The organism is Bifidobacterium sp. LH_730, assembly GCF_056355835.1.
Window position 1 is genome coordinate 132921 of sequence record NZ_JBKETB010000007.1, and the last position, 15697, is coordinate 148617.

At 65.4% G+C, this 15697-nt stretch carries 12 protein-coding genes and 1 pseudogene; 9 read left to right on the top strand and 4 right to left on the bottom strand.

Annotated features, from left to right (window positions below; all coding sequences use genetic code 11):
- Positions 1-6: 6 nt before the first annotated feature.
- Complete coding sequence (gene purF / locus AC1AUD_RS09585; protein WP_476574119.1) at positions 7-1545, bottom strand: amidophosphoribosyltransferase; 1539 nt, start codon at positions 1543-1545, stop codon at positions 7-9.
- A gap of 101 nt (positions 1546-1646) precedes the next feature.
- Here purF and xerD point away from each other — a divergent pair, with 101 nt between their 5' ends.
- The 8 genes from xerD to AC1AUD_RS09625 all read left to right on the top strand — a co-directional run bounded on the left by xerD (position 1647) and on the right by AC1AUD_RS09625 (position 10643).
- Positions 1647-2633, top strand: coding sequence for a site-specific tyrosine recombinase XerD (xerD, locus tag AC1AUD_RS09590; RefSeq protein ID WP_476574120.1), 987 nt, complete (start codon positions 1647-1649; stop codon positions 2631-2633).
- A gap of 316 nt (positions 2634-2949) precedes the next feature.
- Positions 2950-3789 (top strand): ParA family protein, encoded by an 840-nt coding sequence (locus AC1AUD_RS09595; protein ID WP_476574138.1) that lies wholly within the window; start codon positions 2950-2952, stop codon positions 3787-3789.
- 42 nt (positions 3790-3831) lie between these two features.
- A complete protein-coding gene (locus AC1AUD_RS09600; RefSeq protein ID WP_476574121.1) occupies positions 3832-4797 on the top strand; it encodes a segregation and condensation protein A in 966 nt (321 codons plus the stop codon).
- 1 nt (position 4798) lies between these two features.
- Positions 4799-5503, top strand: coding sequence for an SMC-Scp complex subunit ScpB (gene scpB / locus AC1AUD_RS09605; RefSeq protein ID WP_476574122.1), 705 nt, complete (start codon positions 4799-4801; stop codon positions 5501-5503).
- Between the two features lie 93 nt (positions 5504-5596).
- Positions 5597-7525, top strand: coding sequence for a translational GTPase TypA (typA, locus tag AC1AUD_RS09610; protein ID WP_476574123.1), 1929 nt, complete (start codon positions 5597-5599; stop codon positions 7523-7525).
- A 234-nt stretch (positions 7526-7759) separates the two neighbouring features.
- On the top strand, positions 7760-8260 hold the full coding sequence (locus tag AC1AUD_RS09615; protein WP_476574139.1) for an alcohol dehydrogenase: 501 nt from the start codon (positions 7760-7762) through the stop codon (positions 8258-8260).
- A gap of 101 nt (positions 8261-8361) precedes the next feature.
- Positions 8362-9369, top strand: coding sequence for a prephenate dehydratase (locus tag AC1AUD_RS09620; protein WP_476574124.1), 1008 nt, complete (start codon positions 8362-8364; stop codon positions 9367-9369).
- Between the two features lie 254 nt (positions 9370-9623).
- Positions 9624-10643: a prephenate dehydrogenase gene (locus tag AC1AUD_RS09625; protein WP_476574140.1), complete on the top strand. Its 1020-nt coding sequence runs from the start codon at positions 9624-9626 to the stop codon at positions 10641-10643.
- A gap of 486 nt (positions 10644-11129) precedes the next feature.
- Here AC1AUD_RS09625 and AC1AUD_RS09630 read toward each other — a convergent pair whose 3' ends face one another.
- Together AC1AUD_RS09630 and AC1AUD_RS09635 are read right to left on the bottom strand one after the other, a co-directional pair.
- Positions 11130-11387, bottom strand: coding sequence for a DUF6725 family protein (locus AC1AUD_RS09630; protein WP_476574125.1), 258 nt, complete (start codon positions 11385-11387; stop codon positions 11130-11132).
- A gap of 40 nt (positions 11388-11427) precedes the next feature.
- A complete protein-coding gene (locus tag AC1AUD_RS09635; protein ID WP_476574126.1) occupies positions 11428-14349 on the bottom strand; it encodes an ABC transporter ATP-binding protein/permease in 2922 nt (973 codons plus the stop codon).
- A gap of 118 nt (positions 14350-14467) precedes the next feature.
- Here AC1AUD_RS09635 and AC1AUD_RS09640 point away from each other — a divergent pair, with 118 nt between their 5' ends.
- Positions 14468-15391, top strand: a complete 924-nt coding sequence (locus tag AC1AUD_RS09640) for a tyrosine recombinase XerC (protein ID WP_476574127.1) — start codon at positions 14468-14470, stop codon at positions 15389-15391.
- A 191-nt stretch (positions 15392-15582) separates the two neighbouring features.
- Here AC1AUD_RS09640 and AC1AUD_RS09645 read toward each other — a convergent pair.
- Positions 15583-15697 (bottom strand): annotated as a pseudogene (locus AC1AUD_RS09645) (IS3 family transposase); the annotation flags it as partial.

Genomic DNA, 15697 nt, shown 5'->3' on the forward strand with positions numbered 1-15697 from the left:
GAGGGTTTACGCCTCGGCCTTCGGATGCCATTCGCCGGGCTTGAGGCCCTTCTGGCAGGAGTATTCGTTGCCCTCGTATTCGCTGTTGTCGAGGGCGAACCGGGGGAGCTTGATGCGGTCCTCGGGCGTCAGCGAGGCGAGGAAGTCCTGCTCGTAGTCGTCCAGGGCCGTGGGATAGTCGCCGTTGAAATAGGCCACGCACAGGCCGCCGTAAGGCGCGGAGGTGTTGAGGCCGATGGATTCGACCAAGCCATCGAGCGAGAGGAAGGCAAGCGAATCCGCGCCGATATAGTCGCGGATCTCCTCCACCGACTTCTTGGAGGCGATGAGCTCCTTGGTGGTCGAGATATCGATGCCATAGAAGCAGGGGTATTTGAGCGGCGGCGAGCTGATGCGCATATGCACCTCGGCCGCGCCCGCCTCCTTCAACAGCTGCACGATGCGCTTGGAGGTGGTGCCGCGCACGATCGAATCGTCGATGACGATGACGCGCTTGCCCTTGACCACGCCGCGCACGGCGGAGAGCTTCATCCTGACTCCCTGTTCGCGCAGTTCCTGCGTGGGCTGGATGAAGGTGCGGGCCACGTATTGGTTCTTGATCAGGCCCATCTCGTTGGGCAGGCCCGAGGCCTCGGCATAGCCGGAGGCGGCGGACAGGGAGGAGTTCGGCACGCCGATGACCATATCGGCCTCGACCGGAGACTCGGCGGCCAGACGCGCGCCCATGCGCTTGCGCGCGGAGTGCACGTTGACGCCGTAGATATTGGAGTCGGGGCGGGCGAAATAGATGAACTCCATCGAGCAGATCGCCAGCTGCGTCTCGTTGGTGTATTGCACGATCTTGTATCCGTGCGCGTCGACGACGACGATCTCGCCGGGGCGGATGTCGCGCACGAGCTCGGCGCCCACCACATCGAGCGCGCAGGTCTCGGAGGCCAGCACATAGGCGCCGTTCTTCATCTTGCCCAGCGACAGCGGGCGGAAGCCGTTGGGGTCGAGCGCGCCGATCATCGCGTCCTGGGTCATGAGCAGGTAGGCGAAGCCGCCGTGCACGAGGTTGAGGGACTCCTTGAGCTTGTCCATGAAGGTGCGCTGCATGGAGCGGCGGATGAGGTGCATCAGCACCTCGGTGTCGGAGTTCGAATGGAAGATCGCGCCGCGGTCCTCGAGCTCGCGCCGCAGGGTCGGGCAGTTGGTGAGGTTGCCGTTGTGGCACAGCGCCACGTCGCCGTCATGGAAGCGGAAGATGAAGGGCTGGATATTGTCCACGCCGCCCGAGCCGGCCGTCGCGTAGCGCACATGGCCGATGGCGGCGTCGCCCTTGAGACGGGCGATCTCGTGCTCGTCGGAGAAGACCTGGGTCAGCAGGCCGAGTCCGCGGTGGCCGATGAGGTGGCCGTGGTCGTTGGAGACGATGCCGGCGCCCTCCTGACCGCGGTGCTGCAATGCGTGCAGGCCGAAATACGTCAGTCGCGCGGCGTCCGGGTGCCCCCATACGCCGAAGATGCCACACTCCTCATGGATGTCCTCGAGTTCAGCCGACAAGCCAAGACTCCTTTACGCACAGGGGATGCTCTACGCGTTCACTTTATCAATCGCGCCTTACAACGCCGCCGGTCGGGTGCCGGGGCGTTAGGATGAGGGGCATGGCGACGAGGGACGGGTTCGGGCGGCTGCTGGAGCAGTTCATGGCGCATATCGATGTGGAGCGCGGTCTGGCGGCCTCGACGATCGAGGCCTATGGCACCGATCTGAGGCGCTACGTCGACTGGCTCGCCGCCCGTGGCGTCGATGGTCCGCGCGCGATCCGCAGGCAGGACGTCGAGGACTATGTCGCCGCGCTCGACGAGGCGGGGGAATCGTCCCGTTCCAAGGCGCGCCGGCTGGCTTCGATCCATGAGTTCCACCGTTTCGCGCTCGCCCAGCATGCGGTCGGGGACGATGTGGCGGCCCGGGTCAAGGCGCCCAAGGGTGCCTCCACGCTGCCCGACGTGCTGTCCGTCGACGAGGTGGCCCGTCTGCTCGACGCCGTGCCGGTTCCGGCGGACCCAGGCGCCGGCGGGGAGCCCATCGGGGTCGTCGACCCGATACCCTTGCGAGACAAGGCCCTGCTCGAGTTCATGTATGCCACCGGCTGCCGTGTCTCCGAGGCCTGCGGTGCCGACCTCGCCGACCTCGACCTGGACGAGCGCGTCGTGCGGCTGACCGGCAAGGGCTCCAAGCAGCGCCTCGTGCCGGTCGGCGGATACGCCCGCGCGGCGCTGCGGCGGTATCTGGACCATGCCCGCCCGGCCCTCGAGACCCGTGCGCGCTCGCACGGCCCGGAAAGACGCGCCCTGTTCCTCAACAAACGCGGCGCCCGCATATCCCGCCAATCCGTGTGGGAGGTCGTCAAGCTGGCCGGCGAACGCGCGCATATCGACCGCCCGCTGCACCCGCACACCCTGCGCCACTCCTTCGCCACCCATCTGATCCAGGGCGGAGCCGACGTGCGCACCGTGCAGGAGCTGCTGGGGCACGCCAGTGTGACGACGACGCAGATATACACGCATATCAGCCCCGAAACGCTTATCGAGGCCTATCTGACCTCGCATCCACGGGCGGCGTCCCGCAATTCCAAGGGAATTGCATAAGGACGCCGTCTGAGCCGGAATAAGAAACAGTCCAGTGGACTGTTTCCCGGCGAAAGTATCCTTATTCACCACAGTTCTGGAAAAAGCCACTGGAGCCGGAATCGAGAACGGTCCAGTGCCCGTCTCTCCGACATTCCCAGCAATTCCCGACGTTCCCATCGCCATACCGTTAATCTATGAAATTATGAACGAGGGAACGTTTGCGCAGGGTGCCTTCGACCTGCCCGGCACGGTGCGCGCCATGGGGCGCACCGCCGCCCGGAACGCCGGCCAGACCGCCGTCCGCACGACCGACGCTGATGATAAGGTGAGCCATATGCCTGTGGATATGCTTGGACGCGAATACGAGACCTTCCCCGCCCCCGAACCGTTGCGGCAGCACGGTCCGGCGCGGGTCATCGCCATGTGCAACCAGAAGGGCGGCGTCGGCAAAACCACCAGTTCCATCAATATCGCGGGCGCGTTGAGCCAATATGGCCGGCGCTGCCTGATCGTCGACTTCGATCCGCAGGGCGCCGCCACCGTGGGCCTGGGCATCAACGCGAACACCGTCGATAACACGATCTACACCGCGCTGTTCGATCCCTCGACCGACCCGCATGACGTGGTGCAGCACACCGAATTCGAGAACATCGACGTGATCCCGGCGAACATCGACCTGTCGGCCGCCGAGGTGCAGCTGGTCACCGAGGTCGGGCGCGAGCAGGTGCTCACCGGCGTGCTGCGGAGCCTCAAGAACGAATACGATGTCATCATCATCGACTGCCAGCCCTCGCTGGGTCTGCTCACCGTCAACGCGCTGACCGCGGCCGACGGCGTGATCATCCCGGTGGCCGCCGAGTTCTTCGCGCTGCGCGGCGTGGCCCTGTTGATGCAGTCCATCGAGAAGGTCCAGCGCCGCATCAATCCCTCGCTCGAGGTCTACGGCGTGCTGGTGACGATGTTCACCAAGACCCTGCACTGCGAGGAGGTCACGCAGCGCATCGGCGAGGCCTTCGACGACAAGGTGCTGCACACCGTCATCTCCCGTTCGATCAAGCTGCCCGACTCCAATGTCGCGGCCGCGCCGATCACCATCTACGCGCCCGGCCACAAGACCGCCAAGGAATACCGCGAAGTGGCGCGCGAGCTGATCGCCAAGGGCATCGTCGCCTGACGGGCGGTCTACGTTTCCGGCCGCACCCATATCGCCATCGTCATGTCCGAGGAACAGGAACAGCCCGAGCTCATCGCCCCCACGTCGGAGGACGGGGCCGGACCGGGACCCTCCTTGGCGTCCGGCGAGGCGAGCGATGGAACAACCAGCGGTGCTGCCGGCGGACCGTCGGTCGCGACGCCTGGCGGGGCGGGCGCCGACACGGCCGCCGTCCCCGGCTTCTCCGTCGACCTTGAGGTCTACTCGGGCCCCTTCGACGCGCTGCTGTCGATGATCGCCAACCGCCGCCTCGACCTGACCGAGGTGTCGCTGTCGGCCATCACCGAGGAATTCCTCGCCTATGTGCGCGGCCTCGACGTGTCCGAAGGGCGCAATATGGAGGAGGCCAGCGCCTTCCTCGACGTCGCCTCGGTGCTGGTCGAAGCCAAAAGCGCGGCCCTGCTGCCCGGCGGCGAGGATGGGGCGCGCGACGAGGCCAGCATGGAGGCGCTGCGCGAACGCGACCTTCTGTTCGCGCGCCTGGTGCAATACCGCGCGTTCAAACGGGCCGCCGCCGATTTCCGCGCGCGCATCGACGCCAACGCCGGGCGGTTCCCGCATCCCGCGGCGCTCGATGAATCCGTCGCCTCGATGCTGCCGGAACTCGCATGGACGCTTGGGCCGGAGGATCTGGCGCGCCTGGCCGCGGCCGTGTTCGCCAACGCGCCCGCCGCCGAGGTCTCCGTCCACCAATTGCATGTGCCGTTGGTCGATTTGAAGGCCCAGTCGGCCATTGTGCGCGAACGCCTGCGCGCCTTGGGGGAGGGCGGTTCGATGACCTTCGCCGAACTGACCGCCGATGCCGCCAGCCGCATCGAGATCGTGGCCCGCTTCCTGTCACTGCTCGCGTTCTTCAAACAGGGCGTCGTGCAATTCCGCCAATCCGGCCCCTATGCACCGTTGCACCTGCGTTGGGTTGCCGGCGCCGACGACCCCGGCATGACCATATCCGAAGGAGATTTCGCCTGATATGACCGATCGCGACGAATTGACCCCCGCCGACGAGCAGAACGCTTCGACCGATGCCACCGGCACCGGCGACGCTACCACCGGCACCGGCGACACCGCCACCGGCACTCCTGCCAGCGCTCCTTCGCGCCCTGAATACGTCGATTTCACCGTCGACGACTTCCCCGGCGGGCTTGATTCCTGCCTCGAGGCGATTCTTATGGTCGCCGACCGGCCGCAGGAGGCCGCCGATATGGCGCGCGTGCTCGCCGTCGACGAACGCGAGGTGGGGGAGGCCCTGGAGAGGCTGCGGGACTCCTATGCCAACGAGAACCGGGGGTATGAATTGCGGCGCACGGCGCGCGGATGGCAGTTCGCCAGCCGCATCGAATTCGAACCCGTCGTATCGGCCTTCGTCACGGACGGACAGACCGCGCGTCTGTCGCAGGCCGCGCTCGAAGCGCTCGCCATCATCGCCTACCAGCAGCCGGTCACCCGCGCGCAGGTCGCGGCCATCCGCGGCGTCAACTCCGATGGCGTCATCCGTTCGCTTACGGTGCGCGGCCTGATCCGCGAGGAGGGCGTCGATCCCGACTCAAGGGCCGCGCTGCTGGTCACCTCCCCGATGTTCCTTGAGAAGATGGGATTGTCCTCGCTCGACGAACTGCCGTCGTTGGCGCCGTTCATGCCCGATGCGGCGGAGATTGTGCGCGAGGGCGAGGCGTAGGTGACTGTCGCGCATGACGTATACCATTCTGTTGGTTTGTCTGAAAAATCTGAACAGAACCCAAGAATCAATGTGATATAAGAGAGGTTTTCGATGGCTGTTCGCGGGGATATCAGGAATGTGGCGATCGTGGCGCACGTCGACCACGGCAAGACGACGCTGGTCAACGCCATGCTCCAGCAGTCGCATGTCTTCAACGAGCGCGAGGAAGTGCCCGACCGCGTCATGGACTCCAATGACCTGGAGCGCGAGAAGGGCATCACCATCCTCGCCAAGAACACGGCCGTGGAATACAACGGTCCGCTGGCGGCCAAGTACGGCCATCCGGAAGGCATCACCCTCAACATCATCGACACCCCCGGCCATGCCGACTTCGGCGGCGAGGTCGAGCGCGGCATCTCGATGGTCGACGGCGTCGTGCTGCTCGTCGACGCCTCCGAAGGCCCGCTGCCGCAGACCCGCTTCGTGCTGCGCAAGGCCCTCGAGGCCAAGCTGCCGGTCATCCTGTGCGTGAACAAAACCGACCGTCCCGACGCCCGTATCGAGGAGGTCGTCGGAGAGGCCACCGACCTGCTGCTCGGCCTGGCCCAGGACGTCGTCGAGGAGGGCGTGGACCTCGACCTCGACGCACTGCTCGACCTGCCGGTGATCTACTGCGCCGCCAAGGCCGGCTATGCCTCCGTCAACCAGCCGGCGAACGGCACGCTGCCCGACAACGACAATCTCGAGCCGCTGTTTGACTCCATCATCGCCAACATCCCCGCCCCCGAATACGAGGAGGGCGCGCCGCTGCAGGCGCATGTCGCCAACATCGACTCCTCCGACTTCCTCGGCCGCCTCGGCCTCGTGCGCATCTACAACGGCACGCTGGAGAAGGGCAAGACCTACGGCCTGTCCCGTGTGGACGGCTCCATCGAGAGCTTCCGCGTCTCCGAGCTGCTGCGCACGCAGGGCCTCGAGCGCATCCCGGTCGAATCCGCCGGCCCCGGCGACATCGTCGCGGTCGCGGGCGTCAACGACATCATGATCGGCGAGACCATCGTCGACCCCAACGATCCCAAGCCGCTGCCGCTGATCCACGTCGACGAGCCCGCCATCTCGATGACCTTCGGCATCAACGACTCCCCGCTGGCCGGCACCGAGGGCAAGGACCACAAGCTCACCGCCCGCATGATCAAGGACCGCCTCGACCGCGAGCTCATCGGCAACGTGTCGATCCGAGTGCTGCCCACCGATCGCCCGGACGCCTGGGAGGTGCAGGGCCGCGGCGAACTCGCGCTGGCCGTGCTCGCCGAGGAGATGCGCCGCGAAGGCTACGAGCTGACCGTCGGCCGCCCGCAGGTCGTCACCAAGAAGATCGATGGCGTGGTCAACGAGCCGATGGAGAACACCACCATCGACGTGCCCGAGGAATACATGGGCACCGTCACGCAGCTCATGGCCGATCGCAAGGGACGCATGGACTCGATGTCCAACCACGGCTCCGGCTGGGTGCGCCTGCAGTTCACCGTGCCTTCGCGCGGTCTGATCGGCTTCCGCACCGCGCTCCTGACCGCCACGCGCGGCACCGGCATCTCCTCGTCGATCTCCGCGGGCTACGCTCCGTGGACGGGCGCGATCTCCATCCGCCAGAACGGCTCGATGGTGTGCGACCGCAAGGGCGTCGCCACCCCGTATGCCATGCAGCGCCTGCAGGCGCGCGGCAACTTCTTCGTCGACCCGCAGTCACCGGTCTACGAGGGCCAGGTCGTTGGCGTGAACAACAAGCCCGACGAGCTCGACGTGAACATCACGCTGGCCAAGCATATGACCAACATGCGTTCCTCCACCGCCGACGTGCTCGAGACGCTCACCCCGCCAATCAAGATGAGCCTTGAGGAGTCGCTGGACTTCGCGAACGAGGACGAGTGCGTCGAGGTGACGCCCGAGTCGATCCGCGTGCGCAAGATCATCCTCGGCCGCGAGGATTGGTACAAGTGGCGCGCCAAGCAGCGCAGGCAGAATAATCAAGCCAACGCTTGATTCTTCTGACGCGTCGCGGCAAAGCCGCTCCCTTCGCCTACGGAGAGCCCACTGGGCTCTCCGCTTGACGGCTCAGCAGAATAACCAGGCTAACGCCTGATCAAACTCTTTAAGAACCTTCTCCGGTTTTCGGAGGAGGTTCTTTTCGTATATGGGGTTAGAGTGGAGGATATGGTTGCGAGGAACAGCACGCGGAATGCACGGGGAAAGAAGGCGCGGGGCGGCGAGGTCGATATGGCCCTGATGCCGTGGTCGCATCGGCAAAGCATGGCGGTCAAGGCGCTGGTGACGATTGTCGCGGGCGCGGGAAGCGGACTTATCGGCACGATGGCGCACCGCATGGGCGCTTCGATGAACATCCCCTATGGGCTTGTGCTGGCCTTCCTGATCCTGGGCATGTCGACCTGGTGCGCGCGCTCGCGCATGGGGGCCACGGGCCTGGCCCTGCATCTGATCGTCTCCTCGTTGGTGGCTTGGCAGATGGCCATGCCCGGTCCCGGCGGCGACGCGCTGACGCCCATCGGCTTCGGCAGCCCCATGCCCTTCTTCAGCGAACACGCCGGTTACATCTGGCTTTTCGGACTGATCGTCGTGCAGGTGCTGATGCTGGTTCTGCCCCGCCGTTGGTTCGCCATGCCGCCCCGCCAGGCATATGCCGAGGTGGACGCCGAAATGGACGCGTCGAGCGCGGGCGATGGCATGGTTGACGTCTCGACCGGTGCTGATCGGGAATAGACGGTTTTCTCACATCGTCGTAATCCGTCGGAAGCATCCGTAAGGTCTGCCCATCGGGCGGACGAGGCTGCGGGTGAGCCCGCGACGGTACAGTGTTGTCTATGACTGGAACAACGCTGGCCTATCTCGGGCCGGAAGGCACCTTCACGCATCAGGCCGCCATCGAGGCGGCCGCTTTGCTTACGCCCGTGCTTGGCAGCGAGCCGCAGCTCGAGGCATTGCCCGATGTGCCCGCCATCATGCGCGCCGTCGAATCCGGAGAGGCATGGGGCGTCATCGCCTGGGAGAACAACGTCGAGGGATACGTCGTGCCGAATCTCGACGCGCTGATCGACGCGCACGACGCCGTCGGATTCGCCCGGGTCGGCATCGATGTCGCCTTCGATGCCTTCGTGCGGGAATCCGGGGCTGGAACCGATAGCGTCGCGAGCGTCGCAGAATATGACGGTGCGCATGTATATGCGCACTCTCATGGCCTCGCCCAATGCAAGCGTTTCATCGCCGAGCACAACCTCATCCCCGAGCCCGCCTCCTCGAACGGCGCCGCCTGCCGCGACCTCAAACCCGGCGATGTGGCCTTCGGTCCGTCCATCTGCGGCAGGCTCTACCATCTCACGACCATCGGTACCGCCGTGCAGGACTATCAGGGCGCGCACACCGAATTCCTCGTCCTCGCGCCGCGCGACGAAGCGGCCGGACTCCTCGCCTGCGCCCGGCAGGACGGCGTGGACGAATACGAGACGATCATCACCTTCATCCCGCTGTCCACGGGCCCGGGCGTGCTGGCGAATCTGCTCGACGTGCTGCGTGACGCCGGGCTGAACATGACCAGCTTCATATCCCGTCCGATCAAGGGGCACGCCGGCACCTACAGCTTCATCGCCACCATCGATGCCGCGCCATGGCAGCGCCAGTTCCAGGACGTGCTCACCGAGGTGGCCGAACATGGCGATTGGGTCAAGACCCTGGCCGTCTATCCACGCCGCGAACGACCGAACCCGCCGGTGGATGCCTGGATGCTGCCCGAAGGCGGCGTGCATCTCGACGCGGCGCATTTGGCTGCGGACTGGCAGAGTGACGCGGTCACCCGCCGGGAGCTCATGTGGTGAGCGGTCGGGATATCCGCGGAACGGCGTCGAACTTGAGGACAGCGAACGGGGCAGAGGTAGTGACAGAGGGAATGCGCGATATGCATAAGTCGCAGGAAACAAACTCGACGACTTCAAGGAATGGCGGAGTCCCGGCAACTGCAGCGGACATTGCGAAGGCGGGGAGTATGGCAAGTTCAGCACAGACGGAAAACATGGCTAACTTGGCTAATACGGTTAGCTTGACGAACGTGACGAACACGGCAGGCCCGCGTATGCGCGTCGGCATCGTCGGCCTTGGCCTGATCGGCGGATCGTTGGCCCGCCGCTTGGCCGCGCGTGGGCACGAAGTCATCGCGTGGAACCATCGGCCGCACCCGTATGCGCAGGCCGAACGCGACGGCATCCGATGCGTCGCCGCGTTGGCGCAGCTGGCCGAGGCCGCGCCGGATGCCATCGTGCTGTGCAATCCGCTCAAGGCGATGCCTGCTGTGCTGGACGAGCTCAAACCATTGCTCGACGCGCATCCTGAGACGACGTTGACCGATGTGGGCTCGGTCAAAGGCATGGTGCGCGATCAGGTCATGGCCGCCGGACTGGGGGAGCGGTATGTCGGCGCGCATCCGATGGCCGGCAACGAACTGTCGGGATGGTCCGCCGCCGATCCCGCGCTCTATGACGGCGCGTTGTGGGCGCTGACCGTCGACCAGGCGACGGAATATCAGCGGTTTCTTGCTGTCGCCCGTCTGATCACCGAGGGCGTGGGCAACCGGATCATCGTGCTCGACGACACCACGCATGATCGCGCCGCCGCACTGATATCCCATATGCCGCATGTGGTCGCCACCGCGCTTATCAACGAGCTGACCGGCAATCCGGACCGCAACATCGCGGCCGCGCTCGCCGCCGGCTCATGGCGCGATATGACGCGCGTGGCCCTGACCGATCCGGAGCGCACGCGTGCGATGGTCGAGGAGGACGCCGCCAACGTCGAAGAACTGCTGAGGCATATGGCCGCGCGCCTGACCGCCATGGCCGACGATCTGCACACCGGTTTCGTGTCCGGCGATGATGACGCATCAAGCAAGCAGGCCGTGCGGGGCTTCTTCGCCGAAGGCCAGCCCTTCCGCGACTACAAGGCGGCGCGGGCTTCCGGCGTGGCCGGCCCATCCGGCACATTGGACATCCCGGCCGATGGCTGGCAGCAAGCCCTGCTGGATTCCGCCCGCCGCGGCGAGCAGATCCTGCGTCTGACCGGGGAACGGAGCGCGCAAACCACGTGCGTGGCCTTGTGAGGGACACAACTTTCGGCAGAACGGCATATTATGCGCCACTACGGCTGTGTCAGCGGCACATTATTCCGAACGACACGCTGCTGTTCTGAGTTTCGTGCCGCTGAGTCCGTGCCAGTGGCACAAAGTTCAGAAGAATGGCGTGTTGTTCTGAAAATAGTGCCACTGAGTCCATGTCAGTGGCACGAAATTCAGACGTACGGTGTGTTGTTCCGAAAAAAGTGCCACTTACATTGCGTCAGTGGCACAAAACTCGGAACAGCAACGTATCGTTCCGAACTTCATGCCACTAGTACAGCGGAAACGTCACGACACTGCGACAGACGGCGTGTTATTCGCAACTTTGTGACGTTTCTGGCCTCAAAACGTCACGACACTGCGACGCATAGCGTGTTGTTCGCAGATTCGTGACGGCTTCTGCTGCGAAAACGTCACGACACTGCGAAACGCAGCATGTCGTTCGCAATGTCGTGACGCTACGAACCGTCGTTAGGCCCGCGGCTGGGTGTGCGGGCGTTCCGGCACCGGCTTGATCGTGGCGATCGCATGCGCCTCGATCGACACGCGCTGCTCGGGACGGGATCCATTGGCGGTGGCGTCGCGCACCATCTCCAGGGTCGTGCCGTCCCAGGCGGTCACATGCCCCACATAGTCGCGGAACTTCGTGCGCCCGTCGTCCGGGTCCACGCCCTCGATCACGCGTGCGACGATGCGCGCGCCGGTCGGAATCTCCTTCGGCAATGCCATGTCGGCTTCCTTTCCTTTGAGTTACGGTCCTATGAATGTTCTACTCCGTGCGCAACGCGGTTGCCGGATCCTTCTTCGCCGCGCCGCGCGAGGGGATCAGTCCGCCGATCAGCGTGAGCACGACGCTCAATATCACCAGAACCACCGCATTGGGCCACGGCAGCACGGCGTTGACCTCGTTGGTGCCCATGAAGTGGTGCAGCACCGCGTTGATCGGGAAGTTGAGGGCCACGGTGACCGCCACGCCGATCAGACCGGACAGCAAGCCGATGATGCCGGTCTCCGCGTTGAACACGTTGGACACGTTGCGCTTCGAGGCGCCCATCGCGCGCAGGATGCCGATCTCCTTGGTGCGCTCGAGCACCGAGATATAGGTGATGATGCCGATCATGATCGAGGAGACGATCAATGAGACGGCCACGAAGGCGATGAGCACATAGGTGATGACGTTGATGATCGTCGTCACCGAGCTCATCATCAGGCCCACGTAATCGGTGTAGGTGATCTTGTCCCTGCGGCTGGCGTTCTCATTGTAATCGTCGATGGCGTCGGCGATATGGTCCTTGTCCTCGAAGCTGTCGACGTAGATGTTGATGGCGTTCGGGGCATCGCGGCTGATCACGCCGAAGGCGGCGAGATTGTCGTCATAGGTGCCGGTGGAGACGTATTGGTTGTAGATGCCGACCAACGCGGCCTGATCGGCGGTGGTGATATAGGCGTCGAATCGCTCGGCGAGCTGCTGTTCGCTCATCGAGCCCATGGCGGCGGCCGCGCCCTGATCCCCGCCCTGGCCGCCTTGCGCCGCAGCCTGGGCCTGCATCATGCCGGAGGCCATCTGCGCCTTCTGGCTGACGCCGAGGGATGCGACATACCGCCGGGCGTCGTCGGCCTTGGCCGCGTCGTCGGTGGGGGAGAAGGTCATGCCGTTGAGCACGTTATGCGCCTGGTCGGCGCGCTGCTCGGTGACGATCTGGCTGGCGTCGGCGGCGTCGATGAGCCGGTCGGTGAGCTGGCGCGTGTATCCGACGCCGGCGGCCAGCGGCGTGGCGTCCGCGTCGGCCTTGGGCTTGACCACGCCCACGATCTTGAGCGCGATGGCCTTGTCGGAGCCCATGAGTCCGTTCACTTGGTCGACATTGTCGCCGACGAACTGCCAATGCCCGTCGGCGCCCTTGACATACTGGTCGGCCGCCGGGATCAGCGTGAGCCGCTGGTCGAGCGCGGTGGAATAGTCGATCGCGTCAGTGTTGGTCTCGACCTTGCCGCCGGAATCCAGCTGGCTCATCATCTCGTGGTATTCGCCGGCCGGCTTGAGGCCCAGCTCATACAGGGTCGTCAGCGGCAGCGTGTTGTTGTCGTTGAGCACGAGCACGACCTCGTCGGCCGAGGAAGGCCAGTCGCCGTTGACGACGCGGTAGTTGTCGCGCACGACCTTGCTGATCTCGGAGCCGTCGGCGGAGGGCATGATCTCGTGGAAGGAGTCCGGCGCCGCGTTCTCGTCGGTTTTGCCGGTGAGCATCGACATCCGGGTGGAGGTGAAGGTGGTGGCGTCGGTGGACATCAGCGAGCCGCTGGCCAGCTGCGAGGCCATCGACTGGCTGCCGGTGCCGCCCACGGTCACGCCGTCGGCGCTGACCAGCGTGCCCTCCGGATCATGGGTGAACACGGAGAAGCGCGGATTATAGGAATACTGGATGCCCGCCGAACCGACGTATTGCCGCACGGGGCTGTCCTTTTTATCGAGGTATTTCTTGAACGCGCTCAGATTGTTCTCGGTGATCGAGCTGGTCATCGTCGAGGCGTCCTTGACGGCCGAATCGTCGGCGTAGATGGCCTTGCTGTCGTGCTTTTTGCCATGGCTGGCGGCCGCGTTGGCCGACTCGGCCATCAGCGAGGACAGATCGAAGGTCTTCGCGTCGATGGTGATTGGATACGCGGTCATAGTGTCGCGTTGGATGTCGCCGATGTAGGTGTTGACGCCCGCCGACACCGACATGATCAGCGCGATGCCGATGATGCCGATGGAACCGGCGAAGGCGGTCAGGAAGGTGCGCGCCTTCTTCGTGACGAGGTTGTTGAAGCTCAGCGCCAGCGAAGTCGCCAGCGACATCGAGGCGCGCCCCATGTTGCCGCGGGCGTCGGCCGTGGTCCGGCGCGCCGGACGCGTCTTGGCATGGGAGGCCGCGTGCCGCGGGCCGTCCGATGCCGGGGCGACGGAGCCGTCCACCGGGGCCTCGGACGGGCCGGACGTGCCGTCGGCGTCGTTCCCGTTCCCGGCTCCCGGCGCATAGGGGTTGGAATCGGTGCGGATCACGCCATCCTTCAATTCCACGATGCGCGTGGCGTATTCATGCGCCAGCTCCGGGTTGTGCGTGACCATCACGACCAGCCGGTCCTGCGCCACCTCCTTGAGCAGGTCCATGATCTGCACGGAGGTGTCCGAGTCGAGCGCGCCGGTCGGCTCGTCGGCCAGCACGATGCTCGGATCGTTGACCAGCGCGCGGGCGATGGCCACGCGCTGCATCTGCCCGCCGGAGAGTTGGTTCGGCCGCTTGTCGACGTGCTGGCCGAGCCCGACCCTCTCCAGGGCCTTGCGCGCGCGTTCGCGCCGCTCGCCCTTCGGCACGCCGGAGATGGTCAGCGCCAGCTCCACGTTCCGCAGGATCGTCTGGTGGGGGATCAGATTGTAGCTTTGGAACACGAATCCGACCGTGTGGTTGCGGTAGGAGTCCCAGTCGCGGTCCCGGTATCGCTTCGTCGAGATGCCGTTGATCACGAGGTCGCCGTCGTCATAGCGGTCGAGTCCGCCGATGATGTTGAGCAGCGTGGTCTTGCCGGAGCCGGAGGGGCCCAGGATCGCGACGAATTCGCTGTCGCGCAGGTCGAGGCTCACTTCGTCCAACGCGCGCTGGACGAAGTCGCCGGTCCGGTATTGCTTGCTGATGCCTTGGATATGCAGCACGTCCGCTCTTTCCCTGGGATTCGTTCGCCGTCGCCCGCTGGGGCGCCGACGGCCGGGCCGGGGAGCGGGGGAATAGGATTATCCTATCAGCACACGCGGGGCACGGGGAGGCGCATATATGGACCTGGACGCATCGTTGGCCGGCTTCCTGCGTCATGCCCGTGCGAACCAGGGGCTGAGCGACAATACGCTCAAAGCATACGGAGACGATATCGGCTCCTGCCTGTCCTTTCTTTCCAGACGGGGCATCGACGCGCCCGGGCAGGTCGCGCTGGAGGATCTGCGCGCGTGGATGGCCGATGCCTCGCGCACGCACGCCCGGTCGAGCATGGCGCGCGCGGTCGTCGCCGTGCGTGGCTTCTTCGCCTGGGCGCATGAGCATGGCCTGGTGCCGGTCGATCCCGCCGCGAGCCTGAAGACCCCGCGCATTCCCGAGACGCTGCCCGCCGTCCTTACCGAGCCCGAGGCGCGGCGGATGATGGATGTTGCGGACGACCGCGCGGCCCGTGGCGATGATGGAACGCGGGCGAAGGATCCGTCGCTGGCGCTGCGCGACGCGGCCGTGGTCGAGACGCTCTATGCCACGGGCATCCGCGTGGCCGAGCTCGTCGGACTCGATGTGGGCGACGTGGACTTCGCCTCGCGGACCCTCAAGGTGACCGGCAAGGGTTCCAAGCAGCGCGTCGTGCCCTTCGGCTCGCCGGCCGCCCGGGCCCTGTCGGAATGGATCGATCGGGGCCGCCCCGCGCTCGAACGGGGGCGGGCGTCAGGGGCGCTGTTCCTCGGCGCCCGCGGAGGGCGCCTCGACGCGCGGGTGGCCCGGCGGATCGTGCACCAAGCCGCCGGACTGGCCGGCGTGCCCGACGTGAGCCCGCACGCCCTGCGTCACTCCGCTGCCACGCATATGCTCGACGGCGGCGCCGACCTGCGCGAGGTGCAGGAGCTGCTTGGCCACTCCTCGCTCAAAACCACCCAGCGATACACCCACGTCTCCATCGAACAGCTCAAGGCGCGGTATTGGCAGGCGTTCCCCCGGGCATAGGCCCTGTGCGCCGGGGCGTCGAAGCCGTTGCGACCAGCCGCAACGAGGCGGATTGTCCGCCTGATGGACGCTCTGTTACGAGCATGTGTCGGAGCGTGGGTTAGAATGGCAGACAATCAGCAAAGGGGTTGGCTGCCGGCAATGAACTGCGCCCCGTTTGTTGGACGTTGTTTATTAGGATACGGGGGTCGGGCTGCGAGGGACATGTTCCGGTATTCCTCCGGGGTGTGTCCCTCGAGTCGTATCTGGCGTCGTTTGGTGTTCCAGTGGACGATGTACGCGTCCAGCTCGGTCTTGAACCGCTCG

What these genes read in the sequence shown, in the direction of transcription:
- xerD (WP_476574120.1), top strand. Translation starts at nt 1,647, where the DNA reads ATGGCGACGAGGGACGGGTTCGGGCGGCTGCTGGAGCAGTTCATGGCG.
- AC1AUD_RS09595 (WP_476574138.1), top strand. Translation starts at nt 2,950, where the DNA reads ATGCCTGTGGATATGCTTGGACGCGAATACGAGACCTTCCCCGCCCCC.
- AC1AUD_RS09600 (WP_476574121.1), top strand. Translation starts at nt 3,832, where the DNA reads ATGTCCGAGGAACAGGAACAGCCCGAGCTCATCGCCCCCACGTCGGAG.
- scpB (WP_476574122.1), top strand. Translation starts at nt 4,799, where the DNA reads ATGACCGATCGCGACGAATTGACCCCCGCCGACGAGCAGAACGCTTCG.
- typA (WP_476574123.1), top strand. Translation starts at nt 5,597, where the DNA reads ATGGCTGTTCGCGGGGATATCAGGAATGTGGCGATCGTGGCGCACGTC.
- AC1AUD_RS09615 (WP_476574139.1), top strand. Translation starts at nt 7,760, where the DNA reads ATGGCCCTGATGCCGTGGTCGCATCGGCAAAGCATGGCGGTCAAGGCG.
- AC1AUD_RS09620 (WP_476574124.1), top strand. Translation starts at nt 8,362, where the DNA reads ATGACTGGAACAACGCTGGCCTATCTCGGGCCGGAAGGCACCTTCACG.
- AC1AUD_RS09625 (WP_476574140.1), top strand. Translation starts at nt 9,624, where the DNA reads ATGCGCGTCGGCATCGTCGGCCTTGGCCTGATCGGCGGATCGTTGGCC.
- AC1AUD_RS09630 (WP_476574125.1), bottom strand. Translation starts at nt 11,387, where the DNA reads ATGGCATTGCCGAAGGAGATTCCGACCGGCGCGCGCATCGTCGCACGC.
- AC1AUD_RS09640 (WP_476574127.1), top strand. Translation starts at nt 14,468, where the DNA reads ATGGACCTGGACGCATCGTTGGCCGGCTTCCTGCGTCATGCCCGTGCG.